This window comes from Vibrio sp. 1288 (assembly GCF_033344475.1).
In genome coordinates, this window is sequence record NZ_JAWPOX010000049.1 from 1 (window position 1) to 21,635 (window position 21,635).

Genomic DNA, 21,635 nt, shown 5'->3' on the forward strand with positions numbered 1-21,635 from the left:
GTCTACGTTTCGCGATCCGTGAAGGTGGCCGTACAGTAGGTGCTGGTGTTGTTGCTAAGATCTTCGACTAATTCATAGCGAATTAGCGATGCTTTCGGAAAATCTTGAATTAGATTTGACGAACCAGTAGCAAAAAGGGCATCATTTGATGCCCTTTTTCTGCACTCAACATTATTTTTGCTGTTTTCTTGTTCAGAAGTGGGTTGGGCGCAGAGCAAGATTAAGCAAAGAGGCTTAATCTTAAGAAGAGTACGCTGATTTTTTCAGCGATATGGAGTTTGCCCTGCAACAGCGGGGTTGTTGTCGTCTATATTAAGACTTGTAACAGGTTGGTTTTATGAAAGCAAATAATGCTGAAACTCCTGATAGCTCAAACGCAGCAGATACGTTTAAGTGGGTAGCCGCTTTCGTATTGGCAGCTGCCGCTGTTGTGGGTAATTACCTGTATGGTGAAATGTCTGTAGTGGTTCGTGCTGCAGGCGTTGTTGTTCTTATTGCAGCTGCCTTAGGCGTTGCAGCAACAACGACTAAAGGTAAAGCAGCGATCAGTTTTGCAAAAGAATCTCGTATGGAAGTACGTAAAGTTGTTTGGCCTACTCGCCAAGAAACCATGCAAACAACACTGATCGTTTTAGCTGTAAGTATTGTAATGGCTCTAGTGCTATGGGGTATTGACGGAATTATGGTTCGTCTAGTAGCTCTAGCAACTGGGGTATAGAGGGTTTTTATTCATGAGTGAAGCTCCAAAAAAACGCTGGTATGTGGTTCAAGCCTTCTCTGGATTTGAAGGTCGTGTAGCTCAATCTCTGCGCGAGCATATCAAAATGCACGGCATGGAAGAGCTATTCGGTGAAGTACTGGTTCCTACTGAAGAAGTAGTGGAAATGCGCGCGGGTCAGCGTCGCAAATCTGAGCGTAAGTTCTTCCCAGGTTACGTCCTTGTTCAGATGATTATGAACGATGAATCATGGCACCTAGTACGCAGTGTGCCGCGTGTCATGGGCTTCATTGGTGGTACCTCAGACCGTCCGGCACCTATCACGGATAAAGAGGCTGACGCGATTCTTAATCGTCTTGAGAAAGCGAGTGAAGCGCCTCGTCCGCGTACAATGTACGAAGCGGGTGAAGTGGTACGTGTTAACGAAGGTCCATTTGCTGACTTCAACGGTACTGTTGAAGAAGTGGATTACGAGAAGAGCCGCCTGAAAGTGTCTGTATCGATCTTTGGTCGTGCGACACCAGTTGAGCTTGAATTTGGTCAGGTTGAAAAGCTGGACTAAGACTCTTCGTTAAAGAGTATAAAAAATCACCTTTTTAGGGTTGTATAAGGCGCGGATTATGACTATAATTTCGCGCCTTTTTACTTCAAGTGAAGTAAAAAGTTTCTTACACAAACGGGGAGCTGATCCGCGATTAGCGTTTGTACCCAAACTTAGGAATTATCATGGCTAAGAAAGTTGAAGCTTACATCAAGCTACAAGTTGCTGCTGGTATGGCTAACCCTAGTCCACCAGTAGGTCCTGCACTAGGTCAACACGGTGTGAACATCATGGAATTCTGTAAAGCGTTCAACGCAAAAACAGAATCTATTGAGAAAGGTCTACCAACTCCAGTAGTTATCACAGTATACAGCGACCGTTCTTTCACGTTCGTAACTAAGACTCCACCTGCTGCTGTTCTTCTTAAGAAAGCTGCTGGCGTTAAGTCTGGTTCAGGTCGTCCAAACACTGAAAAAGTTGGTACTGTAACTGACGCTCAAATCCAAGAAATCGCAGAAACTAAAGCTGCTGATATGACTGGTGCTGACATCGAAGCGATGAAGCGTTCTATCGCTGGTACTGCTCGTTCAATGGGCCTAGTGGTAGAGGGTTAATAAGATGGCAAAACTAACTAAGCGCATGCGCGTAATCCGCGAAAAAGTTGACGTAACTAAAGAATACGAAATCAACGAAGCTGTTGCTCTTCTTCAAGAACTAGCGACTGCTAAATTCGTTGAGTCTGTAGACGTTGCTGTTAACCTAGGCATTGATGCTCGTAAATCTGACCAGAACGTACGTGGTGCAACTGTACTACCTCACGGTACTGGCCGCGAAATCCGCGTTGCAGTGTTCACTCAAGGTGCTAACGCTGAAGCAGCTAAAGAAGCTGGCGCAGACATCGTAGGTATGGAAGATCTTGCTGAGCAAGTTAAGAAAGGCGAAATGAACTTTGACGTAGTTGTTGCTTCTCCAGATGCAATGCGCGTTGTAGGTCAACTAGGTACTATCCTAGGTCCTCGCGGTCTTATGCCAAACCCTAAAGTTGGTACTGTAACTCCTAACGTTGCTGAAGCAGTTAAAAACGCTAAAGCTGGTCAGGTTCGTTACCGTAACGACAAAAACGGCATCATCCACACTACTATCGGTAAAGCAAATTTCTCTGCTGAGCAGATCAAAGAGAACCTAGAAGCACTTCTAGTTGCTCTGAAGAAAGCTAAGCCATCTTCAGCGAAAGGTACTTTCCTGAAGAAAGTAAGCATCTCTACTACTATGGGTGCTGGTGTTGCTGTTGATCAGGCTAGCCTGAACACTCAAGCATAATTTATTTGCTTAGGCGCAAAATTAGTGTATAATTTTGCGCCTAATATTTGTGGTTGGGGCTGAACTTTGGTTCTTTGAACTGTCTCCTAGTTCGAAATGAATTAAGACCCAGTCTCCGTCCAAGACCGTAGGTGTTTGTGTAAAAGCAAACTTAATTATCCTACGTAGATGGTGCCCGAACTGACAGAAAGCTCTATGTAATATAGTTAACTTTCTTCTGGGGAAGCACCTCAATAGCTCTCACTGTCGTGATGATAGTGAGTGGTGTAACGACAACCAGGAGTAAATCCAAGATGGCTTTAAACCTTCAAGACAAAAAAGCAATTGTTGCTGAAGTCAACGAAGCTGCCAGTGGTGCACTTTCTGCAGTTGTAGCTGATTCTCGTGGCGTTCAAGTTGGCGCGATGACTTCTCTACGTAAACAAGCTCGTGAAGCTGGCGTTTACATGAGAGTTGTTCGTAACACTCTTGCTCGTCGTGCGGTTGAAGGTACTGAGTACGAGTGTCTAACTGACACTTTCACTGGTCCTACTCTAATCGCATTCTCTAATGAGCACCCAGGTGCTGCAGCGCGTCTTTTCAAAGACTTCGCTAAAGAGAACAAAGATTTCGAGATCAAAGCTGCTGCATTTGAAGGCGCTTTAACTGACGCTGAAGTACTAGCAACACTACCAACTTACGACGAAGCAATCGCACGCCTAATGATGTGCATGAAAGAAGCTTCGGCTGGCAAGTTGGCGCGTACTATCGCAGCTATCCGCGATCAAAAACAAGAAGCAGCGGCATAAGCCTTGCTTTTTACTGGTTGCTTAATAAACTTATTGTTGACTTAAAAGAGAATTGTTATGTCTATTACTAACGAGCAAATCCTAGACGCAGTTGCAGAAATGTCTGTAATGCAAGTTGTTGAACTAATCGAAGCAATGGAAGAGAAATTCGGTGTTTCTGCTGCTGCTGCTGTTGTAGCTGGCGGCGCTGCTGCAGGCGAAGCTGCTGCTGAGCAAACTGAATTCGACGTAATCCTAGAAGCTGCTGGCGGTAACAAAGTTGCTGTAATCAAAGCAGTACGTGGCGCAACTGGCCTAGGTCTTAAAGAAGCTAAAGCTCTAGTAGACGGCGCTCCAGCACCTCTTAAAGAAGGTGTTGAGAAAGCAGAAGCTGAAGCTCTTAAAGCTCAGCTAGAAGAAGCTGGTGCAACTGTTGCTGTTAAGTAATTATTGCATAGTTTCTTAGCCTAACGGCTAATTGGCTGGTGGTTTTTTAACCACCGGCCTTTTTGCGCTGTAGGGTATAGGCGAATTTTCCCGCTGTTTAAGCGCCTGATATCCATGCAAAAAACATTTCATTCTTACGAAATGAAATGTCACTACAGTAAACAGCTATATTAGTCACTGTCCCTTACCCCCCTTAAGTAACTAGGAGCGGGCGGACAGTTTGGGTCACTTATCAGCGAGCTGAGGAACCCCATGGTTTACTCTTATACCGAGAAAAAGCGCATCCGTAAGGACTTTGGTACTCGTCCACAAGTTTTGGACATTCCATACCTGCTATCGATCCAGCTCGATTCGTTCGACAAATTTATCGAACAGGATCCTGAAGGTCAATACGGTCTTGAAGCCGCTTTCCGTTCTGTATTCCCGATTCAGAGCTACAACGGCAATTCTGAGCTGCAATACGTTAGCTACCGTCTTGGTGAGCCAGTTTTTGACGTTAAAGAATGTCAAATCCGCGGTGTAACTTACTCAAAGCCACTACGTGTAAAACTACGCCTAGTTATCTTTGATAAAGACGCGCCAGCAGGTACTGTAAAAGACATTAAAGAACAAGAAGTCTACATGGGTGAAATTCCACTCATGACAGACAATGGTACCTTCGTAATCAACGGTACCGAGAGGGTTATCGTATCCCAGCTGCACCGAAGCCCAGGCGTGTTCTTCGACAGCGATAAGGGTAAGACCCACTCTTCAGGTAAAGTTTTATACAACGCACGTGTTATTCCTTACCGTGGTTCATGGCTTGATTTCGAGTTTGATCCTAAGGATAACTTATACGTTCGTATCGACCGCCGTCGTAAGCTACCAGCATCGATCATCCTTCGAGCACTAGGTAAGTCGACAGAAGAAATCCTAGATATCTTCTTCGAGAAAGTGAACTTCGAAGTGAAAGACCAAACTCTATTGATGGAGTTGGTTCCGGATCGTCTACGTGGTGAAACTGCGTCATTCGACATCGAAGCAAATGGTAAAGTTTACGTTGAGCAAGGTCGTCGCGTAACAGCTCGTCATATCCGCCAACTAGAAAAAGATGGTGTTGATCACATCGAAGTACCAGTTGAGTACATCGTAGGTAAAGTTGCATCAAAAGATTATATCAATGAAGCAACAGGCGAGATCATTGTTAACGCTAACCAGGAAATCAGCCTGGAAGCACTAGCGAACCTATCTCAGGCTGGCCACAAAGCGCTAGAAGTTCTATTCACGAACGATCTAGACCACGGTCCATTCATGTCAGAAACACTACGTATCGACAGCACGGTTGATCGTATTTCTGCATTGGTAGAAATCTACCGCATGATGCGCCCTGGTGAGCCGCCAACAAAAGAAGCTGCAGAAGCTCTATTCGAAAGCCTATTCTTCTCTGAAGAGCGTTACGATCTATCGACTGTTGGTCGTATGAAGTTCAACAGCTCTATCGGCCGTGAAGATGCTCAAGAGCAAGGCACACTTGATGAAACTGATATCATCGAAGTGATGAAGAAGCTGATCGCGATCCGTAACGGTAAGGGCGAAGTGGACGATATCGACCACCTAGGCAACCGTCGTATCCGTTCTGTAGGCGAAATGGCTGAGAACCAGTTCCGTGTAGGTCTAGTACGTGTTGAGCGTGCAGTTAAAGAGCGTCTAAGCCTAGGCGATCTTGACGCAATCATGCCTCAAGACTTGATCAACGCGAAGCCAATTTCTGCGGCAGTTAAAGAATTCTTTGGCTCTTCACAGCTTTCACAGTTCATGGACCAAAACAACCCGCTATCAGAAGTAACGCACAAGCGTCGTATTTCTGCATTGGGTCCTGGCGGTCTAACTCGTGAACGTGCTGGCTTCGAAGTACGTGACGTACACGTAACTCACTACGGTCGCCTATGTCCTATCGAAACGCCTGAAGGTCCAAACATCGGTCTGATCAACTCTCTATCTGCGTTTGCGCGTTGTAACGAGTACGGTTTCCTAGAGACACCATACCGTCGCGTTGTAGATGGCGTAGTAACAGACGAAGTAGATTACCTATCTGCAATCGAAGAAGGCCAATTCGTTATCGCACAGGCGAACGCTAAGCTAAACGAAGATGGTACTTTTGCAGATGAGCTGATCACAGCTCGTCAGAAAGGTGAATCTGGTCTACACCCTCGTGAGCACGCTCAGTACATGGACGTTGCGACAAACCAGGTTGTATCTATCGCTGCATCGCTTATCCCGTTCCTAGAACACGATGATGCGAACCGTGCATTGATGGGTGCGAACATGCAACGTCAGGCAGTTCCAACACTGAAAGCTGACAAACCGCTTGTTGGTACTGGTATTGAACGTAACGTAGCCGTTGACTCAGGTGTAACTGCAGTTGCTAAACGTGGTGGTGTAATCCAGTCAGTAGATGCTTCTCGTATCGTTGTTAAAGTTAACGAAGAAGAGCTAGTACCAGGTGAAGCTGGTATCGACATCTACAACCTGACTAAATACACACGTTCTAACCAGAACACATGTATTAACCAGCGCCCATGTGTGATGCCAGGTGAGCCTGTATCACGCGGTGACGTTCTTGCTGATGGTCCTTCAACAGACCTTGGTGAACTAGCGCTTGGTCAAAACATGCGTATCGCGTTCATGCCTTGGAACGGTTACAACTTCGAAGACTCGATCTTAGTATCTGAGCGCGTAGTTCAAGAAGACCGTTTCACGACTATCCACATCCAAGAACTGACTTGTGTGGCGCGTGATACTAAGCTTGGTTCTGAAGAGATCACAGCGGATATTCCAAACGTAGGTGAGTCTGCTCTGTCTAAACTAGACGAGTCAGGTATCGTTTACATCGGTGCTGAAGTTAAGGGTGGCGACATCCTAGTTGGTAAAGTTACACCTAAAGGTGAAACTCAGCTAACGCCTGAAGAGAAGCTACTACGTGCAATCTTCGGTGAAAAAGCATCTGACGTTAAAGATACTTCACTACGTGTACCTAACTCTGTATCAGGTACGATCATCGACGTTCAAGTCTTTACTCGCGATGGCGTAGAGAAAGACAAGCGTGCGCTTGAAATCGAACAGATGCAGCTTAAAGAAGCGAAGAAAGACCTAACTGAAGAATTCCAGATTCTTGAGGGCGGCCTTCTAAACCGTGTTAAAGCTGTATTGATTGAAGGCGGTTACTCTGAAGCGAAACTAGACACAACTGATCGTAAGAAGTGGCTAGAACTAACGCTAGAAGATGACGCACTACAAACTCAGCTTGAGCAACTTGCTGAGCAGTGGGATGAGCTAAAAGCCGACTTCGATAAGAAGTTCGAAACTAAGCGTCGTAAGATCACTCAAGGTGATGATTTAGCACCTGGTGTACTGAAGATCGTTAAGGTTTACCTAGCGGTTAAACGTCGCATTCAGCCTGGTGATAAGATGGCGGGTCGTCACGGTAACAAGGGTGTAATCTCTAAGATCAACCCTGTTGAAGACATGCCATACGATGAGAAAGGTCAGCCTGTAGACATCGTACTTAACCCACTGGGTGTACCTTCGCGTATGAACATCGGTCAGATCCTAGAAGTACACTTAGGTCTGGCAGCGAAAGGTATCGGTGACAAGATCAACCAGATGGTTAAAGAGCAGCAAGAACTAGCGAAATTCCGCGAGTTCCTACAAAAAGTTTACGATCTAGGCGACACTCGCCAGAAAGTAGACATTGCTTCTCTATCTGATGATGAAGTACGTACTCTGATCAAGAACTTGCGTGGCGGTCTACCAATCGCGACTCCTGTATTTGATGGCGCTCCAGAAGAGTCAATCAAAGCACTTCTTGAGCTAGCAGATCTACCAACATCAGGTCAGTTAACACTGTTTGATGGTCGCACAGGTGATGCGTTTGAGCGTCCTGTAACTGTTGGTTACATGTACATGCTGAAACTGAACCACCTTGTTGATGACAAGATGCACGCTCGTTCAACTGGTTCGTACAGCCTAGTAACTCAGCAGCCACTAGGTGGTAAAGCTCAGTTCGGTGGTCAGCGTTTCGGTGAGATGGAAGTATGGGCACTAGAAGCATACGGTGCTGCTTACACGCTACAAGAAATGCTAACGGTTAAGTCGGATGACGTTAACGGCCGTACTAAGATGTACAAGAACATCGTAGACGGTAACCACAGCATGGAACCTGGCATGCCAGAATCGTTCAACGTACTGTTGAAAGAGATCCGCTCGCTAGGTATCAACATCGAGCTAGAAGACGAAGAGTAATCCTTTTCTCTCTTGATGAAAGTCGAGAGAATCAAAGCGATTATTTGGAAGAAGGTGCTCACTTTAGCAAGTGAGCTCCTTTTAACTCCTTACAGGAGCTGATTGTGAAAGACTTATTAAACTTTCTAAAAGCACAGCATAAGACCGAAGAATTTGATGCAATCAAAATCGGTCTATCTTCACCAGACATGATCCGTTCATGGTCTTTCGGTGAAGTTAAAAAACCTGAAACGATCAACTATCGTACGTTCAAACCTGAACGCGATGGTCTGTTCTGTGCGCGTATCTTTGGTCCAGTTAAAGACTACGAATGTCTTTGTGGTAAGTACAAGCGCCTGAAGCACCGTGGTGTTATCTGTGAGAAGTGTGGTGTAGAAGTTACACAAACTAAAGTTCGTCGTGACCGTATGGGCCACATTGAACTGGCTTCACCAGTAGCTCACATCTGGTTCCTAAAATCGCTACCGTCTCGTATCGGTCTACTAATGGATATCCCTCTACGTGATATCGAACGCGTTCTGTACTTCGAAATGTACGTAGTAACAGAGCCTGGTATGACTGATCTAGAAAAAGGTCAGATGCTTACTGAAGAAGAGTATCTAGATCGTCTAGAAGAGTGGGGCGACGAGTTCACTGCTAAGATGGGTGCGGAAGCTATCAAGGACCTACTAGGTTCTATGGATATGCACGCTGAAGCAGAACAAATGCGTGAAGAGTTAGAGACAACAAACTCTGAAACTAAGCGTAAGAAAGTAACTAAGCGTCTTAAGCTGGTAGAAGCGTTCATCGCATCGGGTAACAACCCTGAGTGGATGATCCTAACTGTACTTCCAGTACTTCCGCCAGATCTACGTCCTCTAGTACCTCTAGATGGCGGTCGCTTTGCGACTTCTGATCTTAACGATCTATACCGTCGTGTGATCAACCGTAACAACCGTTTGAAGCGTCTTCTAGAGCTAGCTGCTCCGGACATCATCGTACGTAACGAAAAACGTATGCTGCAAGAGTCTGTTGATGCGCTACTAGATAACGGTCGTCGTGGTCGTGCGATCACAGGTTCTAACAAGCGTCCTCTGAAATCTCTTGCTGATATGATCAAGGGTAAACAAGGTCGTTTCCGTCAGAACCTTCTAGGTAAACGTGTAGACTACTCTGGCCGTTCTGTAATCACAGTAGGTCCATACCTTCGTCTACACCAGTGTGGTCTTCCTAAGAAGATGGCACTTGAGCTATTCAAACCATTTATCTACAGCAAGCTAGAGACTCGTGGTCTTGCGACTACAATCAAAGCTGCTAAGAAAATGGTAGAGCGTGAAGAAGCGGTCGTTTGGGATATCCTAGACGAAGTAATCCGTGAACACCCAGTACTATTGAACCGTGCACCGACACTTCACCGTCTAGGTATCCAGGCGTTCGAACCAGTACTGATCGAAGGTAAAGCGATTCAGCTACACCCACTTGTTTGTGCAGCGTACAACGCGGACTTCGATGGTGACCAAATGGCGGTTCACGTACCTCTAACTCTAGAGGCACAGCTTGAAGCTCGTACTCTGATGATGTCGACAAACAACATTCTGTCGCCAGCGTCAGGTGATCCGATCATCGTACCTTCTCAAGACGTTGTATTGGGTCTGTACTACATGACTCGTGAAAAGATCAACGTGAAAGGTGAAGGCATGTACCTTTCTGGCCCAGAAGAGGCTGAGAAAGCATACCGCACTAAACAAGCTGAGCTTCACGCACGCGTTAAAGTACGTATTACAGAAACTGTTGTAGACGAAGATGGCAACAGCACTACAGAAACCAAGATGGTAGACACCACTGTTGGTCGTGCAATGCTATGGCAAATCGTGCCAGCTGGTCTACCGTACAGCATCGTTAACCAAAAGCTAGGTAAGAAGCAAATCTCTAACCTACTTAACGAGGCGTACCGTAAACTAGGTCTGAAAGACACAGTAATCTTCGCTGACCAAATCATGTACACAGGTTTCGCATACGCGGCACTTTCTGGTGTATCTGTTGGTATCGACGATATGGTTGTACCTGCAGCTAAGTACACTGAAATCGCAGAAGCGGAAGAAGAAGTACGTGAAATCCAGGAACAGTACCAATCAGGTCTTGTTACTGCGGGCGAACGCTACAACAAAGTTATCGATATCTGGGCATCGACCAACGACCGTGTTGCGAAAGCAATGATGGAAAACCTTTCATCTGAAACGGTAGTTAACCGTGACGGTGAAGAGGAACAGCAAGAGTCATTCAACAGCATCTATATGATGGCGGACTCGGGCGCTCGTGGTTCTGCAGCACAGATTCGTCAGCTTGCGGGTATGCGTGGTCTGATGGCGCGTCCAGATGGTTCAATCATCGAAACGCCGATCACAGCGAACTTTAAAGAAGGTCTAAACGTACTTCAGTACTTTATCTCAACGCACGGTGCTCGTAAGGGTCTTGCGGATACGGCACTGAAAACAGCGAACTCGGGTTACCTAACTCGTCGTCTAGTAGACGTTGCTCAAGACGTTGTTGTAACTGAACATGACTGTGGCACTCACGAAGGTGTCGACATGATGCCTCACATCGAGGGTGGTGATGTTAAAGTTGCACTTTCTGAGCTTGCTCTTGGTCGTGTTGTTGCTGAAGACGTACTAAAACCTGGCACTGAAGACGTTCTTATTCCACGTAACACCCTGATCGATGAGAAGTGGTGTCAAATCATGGAAGAGAACTCAGTAGACAGCATGAAAGTGCGCTCTGTAGTAACGTGTGATTCTGACTTCGGTTGTTGTGCACAATGTTACGGTCGTGACCTAGCACGTGGTCACCTAGTGAACCAAGGTGAAGCAGTGGGTGTTATTGCTGCTCAGTCTATCGGTGAGCCAGGTACACAGCTAACGATGCGTACGTTCCACATCGGTGGTGCGGCATCGACAGCAGCGGCAGAGAACAGTGTTCAAGTTAAGAACAACGGTTCTATCAAGCTACACAACGCTAAATCTGTATTGGCTGATGACGGTAAGATCGTTATCACTTCTCGTGCGACAGAGTTAACTATCGTTGATGAGTTTGGTCGTACTAAAGAGAAACACAAACTGCCTTACGGTACGCTACTAAGCAAAGGCGATGGTGATACAGTTCAAGCTGGCGAAACAGTTGCAAACTGGGAAGCGCACACACTACCTATCATTACTGAGGTAGCAGGTCGCATCCAGTTCGTAGATATGATCGACGGTGTAACAGTATCTCGTCAAACTGATGACCTAACTGGTCTATCTTCAAGCGAAGTAACTGACCCAGCAGCTCGCCCTTCAGCAGGTAAAGATATGCGTCCAGCTATCAAACTTGTTGACGAGCAAGGTAACGATGTAATGATCCCTGGTACTGATATGCCAGCTCACTACTTCCTACCTGGTAAAGCGATTGTGAACATCGAAGATGGCGCAGCAGTAGGTGTTGGTGCAACACTAGCACGTATTCCTCAGAAGTCTGGCGGTAACAAAGATATCACCGGTGGTCTTCCACGAGTTGCTGACCTATTTGAAGCACGTAAGCCGAAAGAGCCTGCAATCCTTGCTGAGCACACAGGTACTGTGAGCTTTGGTAAAGAGACGAAAGGTAAACGTCGCCTAGTGATCACACGTGAAAGCGGTGAAGCTTACGAAGAGATGATTCCTAAGCATCGTCAGTTGAACGTATTCGAAGGTGAAAAAGTTGAACGTGGTGATGTGATCGCAGATGGTCCAGAGTCTCCACATGACATCCTACGTCTACGTGGCGTACACGCGGTAACGCAGTACATTGCTAACGAAGTACAGGAAGTTTACCGTCTACAAGGCGTTAAGATTAACGATAAGCACATTGAAACTATCGTTCGTCAGATGCTACGTAAGTGTACTATTACTCACTCTGGTGACTCTGAGTTCCTACCTGGTGAACAGATTGAGTACTCACAAGTTAAGATTGCTAACCGTAACCTAGAAGCTGAAGGCAAAGAGCCTGCACGTTTCGAACGTGAACTACTAGGTATTACTAAAGCATCTCTAGCGACTGAGTCGTTCATCTCTGCGGCATCGTTCCAGGAGACAACTCGCGTACTAACAGAAGCTGCGGTTTCTGGTAAGCGTGATGACCTACGTGGTCTGAAAGAGAACGTAATTGTTGGTCGTCTGATCCCAGCTGGTACTGGTTTCGCATACCACCAAGAGCGTCAAGCTAAACGTTCTGAAGCGCAAGATGGTCCTTCTGCTGAGCAAGCAACGGATAACCTAGCGGCACTTCTAAACGCTGGTTTCTCTTCTGAAGAGTAAGTCATATAACGAGTAATCGTTAAAAGCTTAAGAAAAAGGCACCTTCGGGTGCCTTTTTAGTTTTTTATACTGCTTTGTTCTTCCGGTGGGATTTTCGATAAAGCTAGAAACAAAAAAGACCGACGATGATCGTCAGTCTTTTCTCTCACTCTATTTCTAAATGTTTGCAAATACTAAGCCCCAGGTGGCATAGACAGGCTTTCTGCGATTTGCTGTATCAGATAGTCCTCGACTTCAAAGCGAGTCTCAAGAATTTCCCCAATGAGACACATATCAGAATCGAAATCATTTAATTCATCATCTTCAGTCACTTCTGAGTACTTATCGTTAAAGTTCAATAATGGTTCAGTCGTTAGAACAATTTGACCATAGGTTTGATTGATCTCATTAGTCACGACAAAGCCGGTTGCTTTCCAACGGTCCATAACCATGTCATAAATTTTAAAGTGGCCTTCGGAGATGTAATCAACGAGGTGCTGACAGAAATCCTGCAGTTCGGAAGGAGATGGGAGTTCAATAACATTGGTTTTCGAACAAGGTTGCAGCGCTGCAAGCTTACAATATTCAACAATCAGGGATTGTCGTGTCTCTAACCAGTGATCAATGACATCACTTGAGCCACCCCACTGGTCTTGTGTTTGTTTGAATTTTCTTAGCATGACCATGCCCTCATGATCTGATCGCCCATCGGCGAACGTATCCTTTGCAAAGCAAAGTTAGTAAAGTTATTACAAACTCTTGTCCTTACTAGAATTTAGAGTGCACATTTACTTAACGATAAACTCTAGTATGAAATTAGATTGCCAGTAAAATGAACGAACTTCAAGCAAAGGGATGGTGTAATGTTAAGAAAAGGTGATGTTAACCGCGCGATAAATGCATACTGGTGTGTTGTTGCAGGAAGTGAAATTTGGCTGGTGGATGGTGCTGTGCCCTTCGGGTCTGCAGAGCAGTTATCACTGCCAGTAACGAGTGCAAGACCCATTGGTGAGTATTCTGGTTCGCCCGTCATGTGGCTTAACTTGGCCGATTTAGAGCATGATCTACCTTTAGTATCCCTGCGTGACTGCCTGCATTTTCCTGAGCCATTATTTATGTTGTTAAGTAAAGCTGTGCAATATGGGCACATGACGCAAAGTTTGCGCTTTTGTCCACAGTGCGGAGGAAGAAACTTTCTTAATAATAACCAGTTAGCCATGCAGTGTGGTGAATGTCGCACCCTTCATTATCCTAGAATATTTCCGTGTATTATCGTTGCTGTACGTAAAGAAAATCAGATCTTATTAGCCCAACATCCAAGGCATCGAAATGGTATGTATACGGTTATTGCGGGTTTTCTAGAAGTCGGTGAGACATTAGAAGAGTGCGTGGCTCGAGAAATTCATGAAGAAACGGGAATTCTCGTTAAAAATATTCGTTACTTTGGCAGCCAGCCTTGGGCTTTCCCATCCAGTATGATGATGGGGTTTTTAGCTGATTATGAATCCGGAGAGTTAAGCCCAGACTACACTGAGCTGTCTGATGCACAATGGTTTGGTATCGACGAGATGCCGCCTGTTGCGCCTAAAGGAACGATTGCAAGAGCACTTATCGAACAAACGCTGAAAGATATAGACTCTAATTGTCTGATAAATAGATAAAAAAAACCCTCCGAGAGGGAGGGGGTAAGTAAGATGTCGTTATGAGATGCTGAGTACTAAGTACTCAGTTTATAATTGTAGTTTTCGCTAGCGAACAAATTTTTAACACTGATACCGATTGGGTGCAAATTAAGCATTGATTTAAAAGTTAATAACTTGATCCAGGTTGCAAAGCACACAGCTATTGGACTTAAATCAGTGATAGAATACCCCCTTTCACAGAAAGCCTAACAGTTGGAATTACGGAATGACTGAATTAAAAAATGATCGTTATCTGCGTGCGCTTTTAAAAGAGCCGGTAGATTACACGCCAGTATGGATGATGCGCCAGGCAGGTCGTTACCTACCAGAATACAAAGCGACTCGTGCAGAAGCGGGTGATTTCATGTCTTTGTGTCGAAATGCAGAATTAGCATCCGAAGTGACACTTCAACCATTACGCCGTTTTCCTCTTGATGCCGCGATCTTATTCTCGGACATCTTAACGATTCCAGATGCAATGGGGCTTGGTTTGCGTTTTGCTGCGGGTGAAGGACCTGTTTTTGATAACCCAATTACATGCAAAGCCGACGTGGAAAAAATTGGTTTGCCAGATCCTGAAGGTGAACTGCAATACGTAATGAACGCAGTACGCCAGATCCGTAAAGACCTGAAGGGTGAAGTGCCGCTGATTGGTTTTTCTGGTAGTCCTTGGACTCTTGCGACGTACATGATCGAAGGTGGTAGCTCTAAAGCGTTTACCAAGATCAAGAAGATGATGTACGCGGAACCACAAACTCTGCACCTACTTCTAGATAAGCTGGCAGACAGCGTTATCGAGTACTTAAACGCGCAAATTAAAGCGGGTGCGCAATCGGTAATGGTATTTGACACATGGGGTGGCGTACTAACGCCTCGTGATTACAATCTGTTCTCACTGCAATACATGCACAAGATTGTAGATGGTCTGATTCGTGAAAACGACGGTCGTCGCGTGCCAGTCACACTGTTTACTAAGAATGGCGGCATGTGGCTTGAGCAAATCGCAGCTACGGGCTGTGATGCGGTTGGTCTAGACTGGACAATCAACATTGCTGACGCGAAAGCACGTATCGGTGATAAAGTGGCGCTGCAAGGTAATATGGACCCATCAATGCTTTACGCTTCACCAGAGCGCATCCGCGAAGAAGTAGCGGATATCCTAGAAGGATTTGGTGATACGGGGACTGGTCATGTGTTCAACCTAGGTCACGGTATCCACTTGGATGTACCGCCAGAAAACGCGGGCGTATTTGTGGATGCGGTACACGAGTTATCTAAGCCATACCACAAGTAAGTTAGATTTTTTTGAAATCAAATGCCGGCATTCAGTGCCGGTATTTTTTTGCCTAAAATTCAGCTTTTCTATCTGAGACTCAAGGCTGTACAGCTCTAGTAGTATTTGGCCTACTATGATCTAATTACTACTCTAGCTGTACACTAGACATTAAAGTTTAATATAAACAAATACTTATGATTTCTGGTTTTATGTTCTAATTTTCTTGTACAGATAAACAAGCAATTAGATCATGGGTAACCTAAAGCATCGAGTGAACGCGTTTTTTAAGGTATGGCACGACGTCAGATTCAAACCAAGGATTCTTCTTTAACCACAATGTATTGCGTGGGGATGGGTGAGGGAGCGGGATAAAGTCCGGTTCCCAATCTTGCCATTGCTGAACAGTTTGCGTGAGCGTCTTTGGTTTGTTGGTGAGATAGTACTGCTGCGAGTACTGACCAATTAGTAGAGTGAGCTCTATATTGGGCAGTTGCTCAAGAATCTTTTTATGCCAAGTGGGCGCACATTCTTTACGAGGCGGTAAATCACCAGAGTTCCCTTTGCCTGGATAACAGAATCCCATTGGGACAATGGCAATTTTATTTGGGTCGTAGAAAACGTCTTTGTCGATATCGAGCCATTGGCGTAATCGATCACCACTTGGGTCATTCCAAGGTATCGAGGTTTTGTGTACACGTGTGCCAGGGGCCTGACCGATGATTAGGATGCGTGCCCCTTTTGCTGCTTGCACGACAGGGTTTGCACCCAAAGGTAAGTTATCCGCGCAGATCTGGCAGGCCCTCACTTGCTGCAATAGCTCGTCTAACGACATTCTTAGTAACCCTTTTCGAAATCCACTTGATAATTTAATGAAAACCCATCGCGCCAGCGTAGATAGTTGTCAGCAAAAATCTCGATGACTTGCTCGGGAAAACTCAGCGCAGCAATGTGTGGAGTGATGGTGACTTGCGGTAGTTTCCAAAATGGATGCTCTACCGACAACGGTTCTTGCTCAAACACATCTAAGAAGGCGTGTTCTACCCAACGGTTTTTCAGAGCGAAGAGCAACCCTGCCTCATCCAGTACGTCGCCACGACCTACGTTAAACAATAACGCCTGATTTAGTTGGCTGAGCGTTTGACGATTAAGTAACTGTCGCGTCTCAGGTGTACTTGGTAGAGTATTCACAACGATGTCGGCTTGCTCAAATGCCTTACTTAGTTCATTGATATGAAAGGTCTGATGAAACTCGCCGCCTGGAGTAGGGATACCTGTGCGGTTAATACCGATAGTTTTTATCCCCATTGCTTTAGCGGCGTTGCCCAGATAGCCCCCAATGCTACCGGTACCAAGAATTACCATGGTTTTACTTTTTAATGACGTGTACAGGTGAGGCTGCCATTGTTTGTTTTGTTGCTGCTGGTGGTATCGGGCAAAGTGGCGGTAATGGGCAATACTGTAACCCAAAACATATTCAGCAATCAGTGGACCAAAGATGCCTCGAACGTTAGTTAGAGTATAGTCCTGACGAAGGCTAGGGGATGTTAAGGCGTTGACACCAGCAAACGTGGATTGCACCCATTCAAGCTGTGAAAACTCGTCTAAGCTTTGTGATAGTAAGGGTGGATCCGCTAGTACGATCTGAGCGGCTTCTGGTTGGTCGGTGAGACAAAGATCGGGCAGATTTTTCTCTGCCAGTAACGTTTTGTAGGTGTCGCGATGCTCTGAGAGCAGGAAAATCTGATTTGAATGCGGCATTAACTTTTTTCCCTGTGATGAATCAAGTACACTTTCGCTGTTTTTTTCTTCAATGATTGAGTGACTATGCTTAAGAATCCTCTTCAGGTTCGTTTAGAAAAACTAGAACCTTGGCAACAAATTACCTTTATGGCGTGTCTGTGTGAACGCATGTATCCAAACTATGCGATGTTTTGTGAGAATACAGAATTTGCTGACCCGCGTGCTTACCGAGCGATTCTTGATAGTGTATGGGAAATTTTGACAGTTAAGAACGCGAAAATTAACTTCGAACGTCAATTGGAGAAGTTAGAAGAGTTGTTCCCAAGTGCGGATGAGTTCGATTTTTACGGCGTTTACCCAGCGATGGACGCGTGTCAGGGTTTGTCTACGTTACTGCATGGTCTATTGGATCGCGACTACCTTTTTGATTCAATGCTTAAAGTGAGTCAACAGTCGGTACAAACCGTTGCTGATCTAGAGCAAGCACAAGGCGCAGAGCCAATCACTAACGACAACCAGAAAGAAAACGAAGCCGTATGTGAAGAGTGGGACGTCCAGTGGGCTATCTTCCGTCCGCTGCGTGAAGCGATAGAACGTGACATCAGCTTGATTAAAGATTTGCGTGAAGAGATACGTGAAGAAGGTGTGAGCAACATCGGTATTGCACTTTAATCGTTGAATAAATAGAAAAAGGCATCCTAACTGGATGCCTTTTTTGTTTGTGCGTTTAAGCTGTTATACCTAATGCTGATTACGATTCTTTCGAGTCGGGTTTCGGTGGCTCTTGAGCTTCTGGCTCTTTATCCTGCTTCTCCGGCTCATTATCTTCTTCATCGTCATCGCGGCTTTCGATTACGCCGTGCATTTCTTTCCAGCTTTCCCAGCGTTGGTAAGCCAGCTCCTGCATGTCAGTGCTTTTATCTGCTTCGTCGATGATCTCCTCGCCTACGAGGTGTTCAAAAATATCTTCCAACGTTACCAAACCTAGCACGGTACCGTATTCATCAACAACAAGTGCCAGCTGTAAGCGATGAGTCATCATCTGGTCGAATACTTTAGGTAAAGTAGTATTGTTTAGCACCACTTGAATTGGGCGCATGATTGCTCCCAACTGTTTTTGTCCACAACCTGATTGTTGTAGTTTGAACAACTCAAGGCGATGCACAAAACCAATAATGTTATCTTTCTGTTCGCTGTAAACCAATGGGCGTGAGAAAGGCGTATCTTTGTGTTTTTCTAGGAACTCATTGATGGTCATTGTGGCATCGACACGGAATACTACTGGTCGTGGCGTCATAACCTGCGTTACGGGTACATCTTGGATGCCAAGCAAGTTGCTTAAGATTTTTGATTCACCCTCGGCAAATTCACCGCTTTCACGTGCCAGAATCGCCATTGCAGACAGCTCATCACGCATCTTCGGAGCTTCGTGGTTACGAGCAAGACGCTTGGTGATTTGCTCTGAGAACCAAACAAAGGGTGTAAGCGCCCATACCATCCAACGCAATGCGACCGCGGCAGTGGGTGCCAACTGACGCCAGTAGGTCGCGCCAATCGTCTTCGGTACGATTTCTGAAAGCACTAAGATCGCCAATGTCAGCACTGCCGAAAAGATACCTAATGCTTCGCTACCAAATACAACCGCAGCTTGTGCACCAGCAGTGGCAGCGCCGATAGTGTGAGCGATGGTGTTTAAAGTCAGAATAGATGCCAGTGGTCGGTCGATATCTGATTTCAGCTTAGCCAATTGCCCAGCTGCGGGATGCCCCTGTTGATTGAGCTGCGCAATGTAGCTCGGACTGATACTCAGCAGTACCGCCTCCAGCACCGAACAGATAAACGAAATGCCGATTGCAATAGAGATATAAATGGATAACAGCAGCATAGTTGCCCTTGAATGTAGTTTGATAGTGGTTATTTGCAGCTATTATAACCGCAAAAGTGACTTATAAATTGGTCCAAATACCTTGGAAAGCAAGGGTTTTCAGGGGGTATGTGGTAACAAATTGTGAGTTATTACTCATATTATGGCTAAAAGTACGTCAGAAAATCGAAAGATCGCTTACAAACCTTTGCCAGATGGGGCATTTATGTTTTAGAGTGAGACGAATTCGATAACCTATGAGAAGGGAAACCTAATGAACAAGACCCAATTAATCGACTTTATCGCAGAGAAAGCAGACCTATCAAAAGCACAAGCAAAAGCTGCTCTTGAAGCGACTCTTGATGGTGTAACTGGCGCACTTAAAGAGGGTGACCAAGTTCAACTAATTGGTTTTGGTACATTCAAAGTAAACCACCGCGCTGCACGTACTGGTCGTAACCCTAAGACTGGTGACGAGATTCAAATCGCAGCAGCTAACGTACCAGCATTCGTAGCAGGTAAAGCGCTGAAAGAATCAGTAAACTAAGTTAGAATGCACCGAGGTATCCTGCCTCGGTGCAATTTCATGAAAAAACATCTACTCACTTCACTTCTCCTATCTAGCCTTACCCTTTTTGGCTGTTCGTCGGTTGAAACTCCTAATTTAGAACAATTCACGCATTTTTCTGGTGGTAAAGTTGCGGGAGATGCTAGCAGCTTGTACTGGATGACAGAGAAACTCACTCGTGTGAGTACGGCGGCTGATTATGTGACTATGGGGGACAATGGTTGGTTCCAGAGTGATTATCGCTGGGATGAAGGTGAGTTGCGAGAGTTGATTCGAAAAGGCGAGCAAGTTGATACCAAACAAGAGTTGGTGCCTTTTCAAATCCACATCCGTTTCAATAAAGATGGCGAAGCGGTTTACCAACAATATCGTGTTAACCGTAAAGTCTTACCACTTCAGCATGACCAATTAGAGCGCTACAAAGCAGAAGCGAATGACGTAGTGGCATCGGTTAAGGCGCAGTCTCGTAACAATCAGAGCCTTATTCAAGGTTATTGGAATGGTCAATCGTTTGAAACCTGCAAAGGTAAGGTGTTCTCGACACTCGAGTTTAATCAGACGCTGCCAAAATTTATTATCGAGCGTCTCTCATCGGTAGACAGTTATGTGGCTTTTGTCGGCAAGCAGTCACGAAACAAAGCAATGGTCGATGAATTGTTGATGCTCAATGACGATGACTTTGATTGTGTTTCTCGGCCAACGTTGATCTCTGAATAAACATTGCTTCGAACTCTCTCGAACAAGAACAATAAAAAAGGCGCTGAGTGCGCCTTTTGTTTTTTAGCCAACTTATGTTGTTTTTATTTTTCTTGCTCACGTGCAATTGCACGGTAGCCGATGTCGTTGCGATGGAACATGCCATCCCAACGGATCTGTTTTGCAAGCTCGTAAGCACGCTGCTGCGCTTCTGATACGCTGTTGCCAAGTGCGGTTGCACAAAGAACACGACCACCGTTTGTCACGATGTCGCCATCTTTGTTACCTGTACCAGCATGGAAGACTTTTTCGCCTTCAATTTCAACTTGTGGCAGACCCGAAATAACGTCGCCTTTGTTGTACGCTGCTGGATAACCACCGGCTGCTAGCACGATACCAATCGATGCTCGTGGATCCCACTTCGATTCCGCTTGATCCAGTTTCTCGTCGATTGCCGCTAGACACAGATCAACAAGATCCGATTCCATGCGCATCATGATAGGTTGTGTCTCAGGATCACCGAAGCGGCAGTTGTACTCGATTACTTTCGGAGTGCCGTCTTTGTCGATCATCAGACCCGCGTATAGGAAACCAGTGTAAGGGTTACCTTCAGAGGCCATGCCACGTACTGTTGGGTAAATCACTTCTTCCATGATGCGGTTGTGGATTTCCTGTGTTACCACTGGAGCTGGAGAGTATGCTCCCATGCCACCGGTGTTAGGACCCGTATCTTTGTCGCCTACGCGTTTGTGGTCTTGGCTGGTGGCCATTGGCAGAACGTTCTCACCATCCACCATCACGATGAAGCTTGCTTCTTCACCATCTAGGAACTCTTCGATAACGACACGACTACCAGCATCACCAAATGCGTTGCCTGCTAGCATGTCTTTGATTGCGTCCTCAGCTTCTTCTAGCGTCATTGCCACAATCACGCCTTTACCAGCCGCAAGGCCGTCGGCTTTCACCACAATCGGCGCACCTTGCTCACGCACGTAAGCCAGTGCAGGCTCGATTTCAGTGAAGTTCGCGTAGGCACCCGTTGGGATTTGGTGACGAGCAAGGAAGTCTTTAGTAAACGCTTTAGAGCCTTCAAGTTGCGCTGCGGCTTGGGTAGGACCAAAGATTGGTAAGCCCGCTTCGCGGAACGCATCAACCACACCAATAACCAATGGTGCTTCTGGGCCAACGATAGTCAGTTCAATCGCCTTCTCTTTGGCGAAAGCAACAAGGCCAGCGATGTCTTCTACATCGATGTTTACGTTCTCTAGTTTTGGCTCTAGTGCTGTACCTGCGTTGCCTGGTGCAACGAAGATAGTCTCAACATTTGGGTTTTGTGCCGCTTTCCAACCTAGCGCATGTTCACGACCGCCTGAACCAATGATTAAAACTCGCATATGAAAATCCTTAATCTTATAAATACCGTTTGCTCAAACTCAGATATTTCGCAAA

General features: G+C 45.7%; 18 protein-coding genes and 1 pseudogene. 14 read left to right on the top strand and 5 right to left on the bottom strand.

Features of this window, described 5'->3' with window-relative positions; translation table 11 throughout:
• The 9 genes and pseudogenes from R8O11_RS22780 to rpoC form a co-directional block, all read left to right on the top strand.
• A pseudogene (locus R8O11_RS22780) lies at positions 1–71 on the top strand (elongation factor Tu); the annotation flags it as partial.
• Positions 72–337: 266 nt separating this feature from the next.
• On the top strand, positions 338–718 hold the full coding sequence (gene secE / locus R8O11_RS22785) for a preprotein translocase subunit SecE (protein WP_005384680.1): 381 nt from the start codon (positions 338–340) through the stop codon (positions 716–718).
• Positions 719–731: 13 nt separating this feature from the next.
• Entirely contained in the window at positions 732–1,280 is a 549-nt protein-coding gene (nusG, locus tag R8O11_RS22790) for a transcription termination/antitermination protein NusG (protein WP_005384681.1), read from the top strand.
• Between the two features lie 164 nt (positions 1,281–1,444).
• On the top strand, positions 1,445–1,873 hold the full coding sequence (gene rplK / locus R8O11_RS22795) for a 50S ribosomal protein L11 (RefSeq protein WP_005384682.1): 429 nt from the start codon (positions 1,445–1,447) through the stop codon (positions 1,871–1,873).
• 4 nt (positions 1,874–1,877) lie between these two features.
• The gene (rplA, locus tag R8O11_RS22800) at positions 1,878–2,579 is read left to right on the top strand and encodes a 50S ribosomal protein L1 (RefSeq protein WP_005384683.1); all 702 of its coding nucleotides are present in this window, start codon (positions 1,878–1,880) and stop codon (positions 2,577–2,579) included.
• A gap of 293 nt (positions 2,580–2,872) precedes the next feature.
• Positions 2,873–3,367, top strand: coding sequence for a 50S ribosomal protein L10 (rplJ, locus tag R8O11_RS22805; RefSeq protein WP_005382538.1), 495 nt, complete (start codon positions 2,873–2,875; stop codon positions 3,365–3,367).
• 57 nt (positions 3,368–3,424) lie between these two features.
• Positions 3,425–3,793 (top strand): 50S ribosomal protein L7/L12, encoded by a 369-nt coding sequence (gene rplL / locus R8O11_RS22810; RefSeq protein WP_005382540.1) that lies wholly within the window; start codon positions 3,425–3,427, stop codon positions 3,791–3,793.
• A 252-nt stretch (positions 3,794–4,045) separates the two neighbouring features.
• Positions 4,046–8,074, top strand: a complete 4,029-nt coding sequence (gene rpoB, locus R8O11_RS22815) for a DNA-directed RNA polymerase subunit beta (RefSeq protein WP_005384685.1) — start codon at positions 4,046–4,048, stop codon at positions 8,072–8,074.
• 104 nt (positions 8,075–8,178) lie between these two features.
• A complete protein-coding gene (rpoC, locus tag R8O11_RS22820; RefSeq protein WP_005382514.1) occupies positions 8,179–12,381 on the top strand; it encodes a DNA-directed RNA polymerase subunit beta' in 4,203 nt (1,400 codons plus the stop codon).
• Positions 12,382–12,554: 173 nt separating this feature from the next.
• On the opposite strand, the gene R8O11_RS22825 is transcribed toward rpoC, so the two are convergent.
• A complete protein-coding gene (locus R8O11_RS22825; RefSeq protein WP_005382515.1) occupies positions 12,555–13,046 on the bottom strand; it encodes an Rsd/AlgQ family anti-sigma factor in 492 nt (163 codons plus the stop codon).
• 177 nt (positions 13,047–13,223) lie between these two features.
• Between R8O11_RS22825 and nudC the strand changes: the two genes are divergently transcribed.
• Together nudC and hemE are read left to right on the top strand one after the other, a co-directional pair.
• Complete coding sequence (gene nudC, locus R8O11_RS22830) at positions 13,224–14,021, top strand: NAD(+) diphosphatase (protein ID WP_005382516.1); 798 nt, start codon at positions 13,224–13,226, stop codon at positions 14,019–14,021.
• A 247-nt stretch (positions 14,022–14,268) separates the two neighbouring features.
• Positions 14,269–15,336, top strand: coding sequence for a uroporphyrinogen decarboxylase (hemE, locus tag R8O11_RS22835; protein WP_005397282.1), 1,068 nt, complete (start codon positions 14,269–14,271; stop codon positions 15,334–15,336).
• A 241-nt stretch (positions 15,337–15,577) separates the two neighbouring features.
• Here the strand turns inward: hemE and R8O11_RS22840 are convergent, their stop codons facing one another.
• Positions 15,578–16,150: a uracil-DNA glycosylase family protein gene (locus tag R8O11_RS22840; protein WP_005382518.1), complete on the bottom strand. Its 573-nt coding sequence runs from the start codon at positions 16,148–16,150 to the stop codon at positions 15,578–15,580.
• 2 nt (positions 16,151–16,152) lie between these two features.
• Positions 16,153–17,076, bottom strand: coding sequence for a D-2-hydroxyacid dehydrogenase (locus tag R8O11_RS22845; protein WP_005382519.1), 924 nt, complete (start codon positions 17,074–17,076; stop codon positions 16,153–16,155).
• Positions 17,077–17,142: 66 nt separating this feature from the next.
• Here R8O11_RS22845 and R8O11_RS22850 point away from each other — a divergent pair, with 66 nt between their 5' ends.
• On the top strand, positions 17,143–17,730 hold the full coding sequence (locus R8O11_RS22850; RefSeq protein WP_064354395.1) for a YjaG family protein: 588 nt from the start codon (positions 17,143–17,145) through the stop codon (positions 17,728–17,730).
• A gap of 79 nt (positions 17,731–17,809) precedes the next feature.
• Here the strand turns inward: R8O11_RS22850 and R8O11_RS22855 are convergent, their stop codons facing one another.
• A complete protein-coding gene (locus tag R8O11_RS22855; RefSeq protein ID WP_005382522.1) occupies positions 17,810–18,943 on the bottom strand; it encodes a hemolysin family protein in 1,134 nt (377 codons plus the stop codon).
• Between the two features lie 253 nt (positions 18,944–19,196).
• On the opposite strand from R8O11_RS22855, the gene hupA reads away from it, so the two are divergent.
• Positions 19,197–19,469, top strand: a complete 273-nt coding sequence (gene hupA / locus R8O11_RS22860; protein ID WP_005382524.1) for a nucleoid-associated protein HU-alpha — start codon at positions 19,197–19,199, stop codon at positions 19,467–19,469.
• Between the two features lie 39 nt (positions 19,470–19,508).
• Positions 19,509–20,207, top strand: coding sequence for a DUF1481 domain-containing protein (locus R8O11_RS22865; protein WP_025768990.1), 699 nt, complete (start codon positions 19,509–19,511; stop codon positions 20,205–20,207).
• An 83-nt stretch (positions 20,208–20,290) separates the two neighbouring features.
• Here the strand turns inward: R8O11_RS22865 and purD are convergent, their stop codons facing one another.
• Positions 20,291–21,580 carry a phosphoribosylamine--glycine ligase gene (purD, locus tag R8O11_RS22870; RefSeq protein WP_318194462.1) on the bottom strand — a complete coding sequence of 430 codons (1,290 nt, stop codon included), beginning with the start codon at positions 21,578–21,580 and terminating at the stop codon, positions 20,291–20,293.
• Positions 21,581–21,635: the final 55 nt, after the last annotated feature.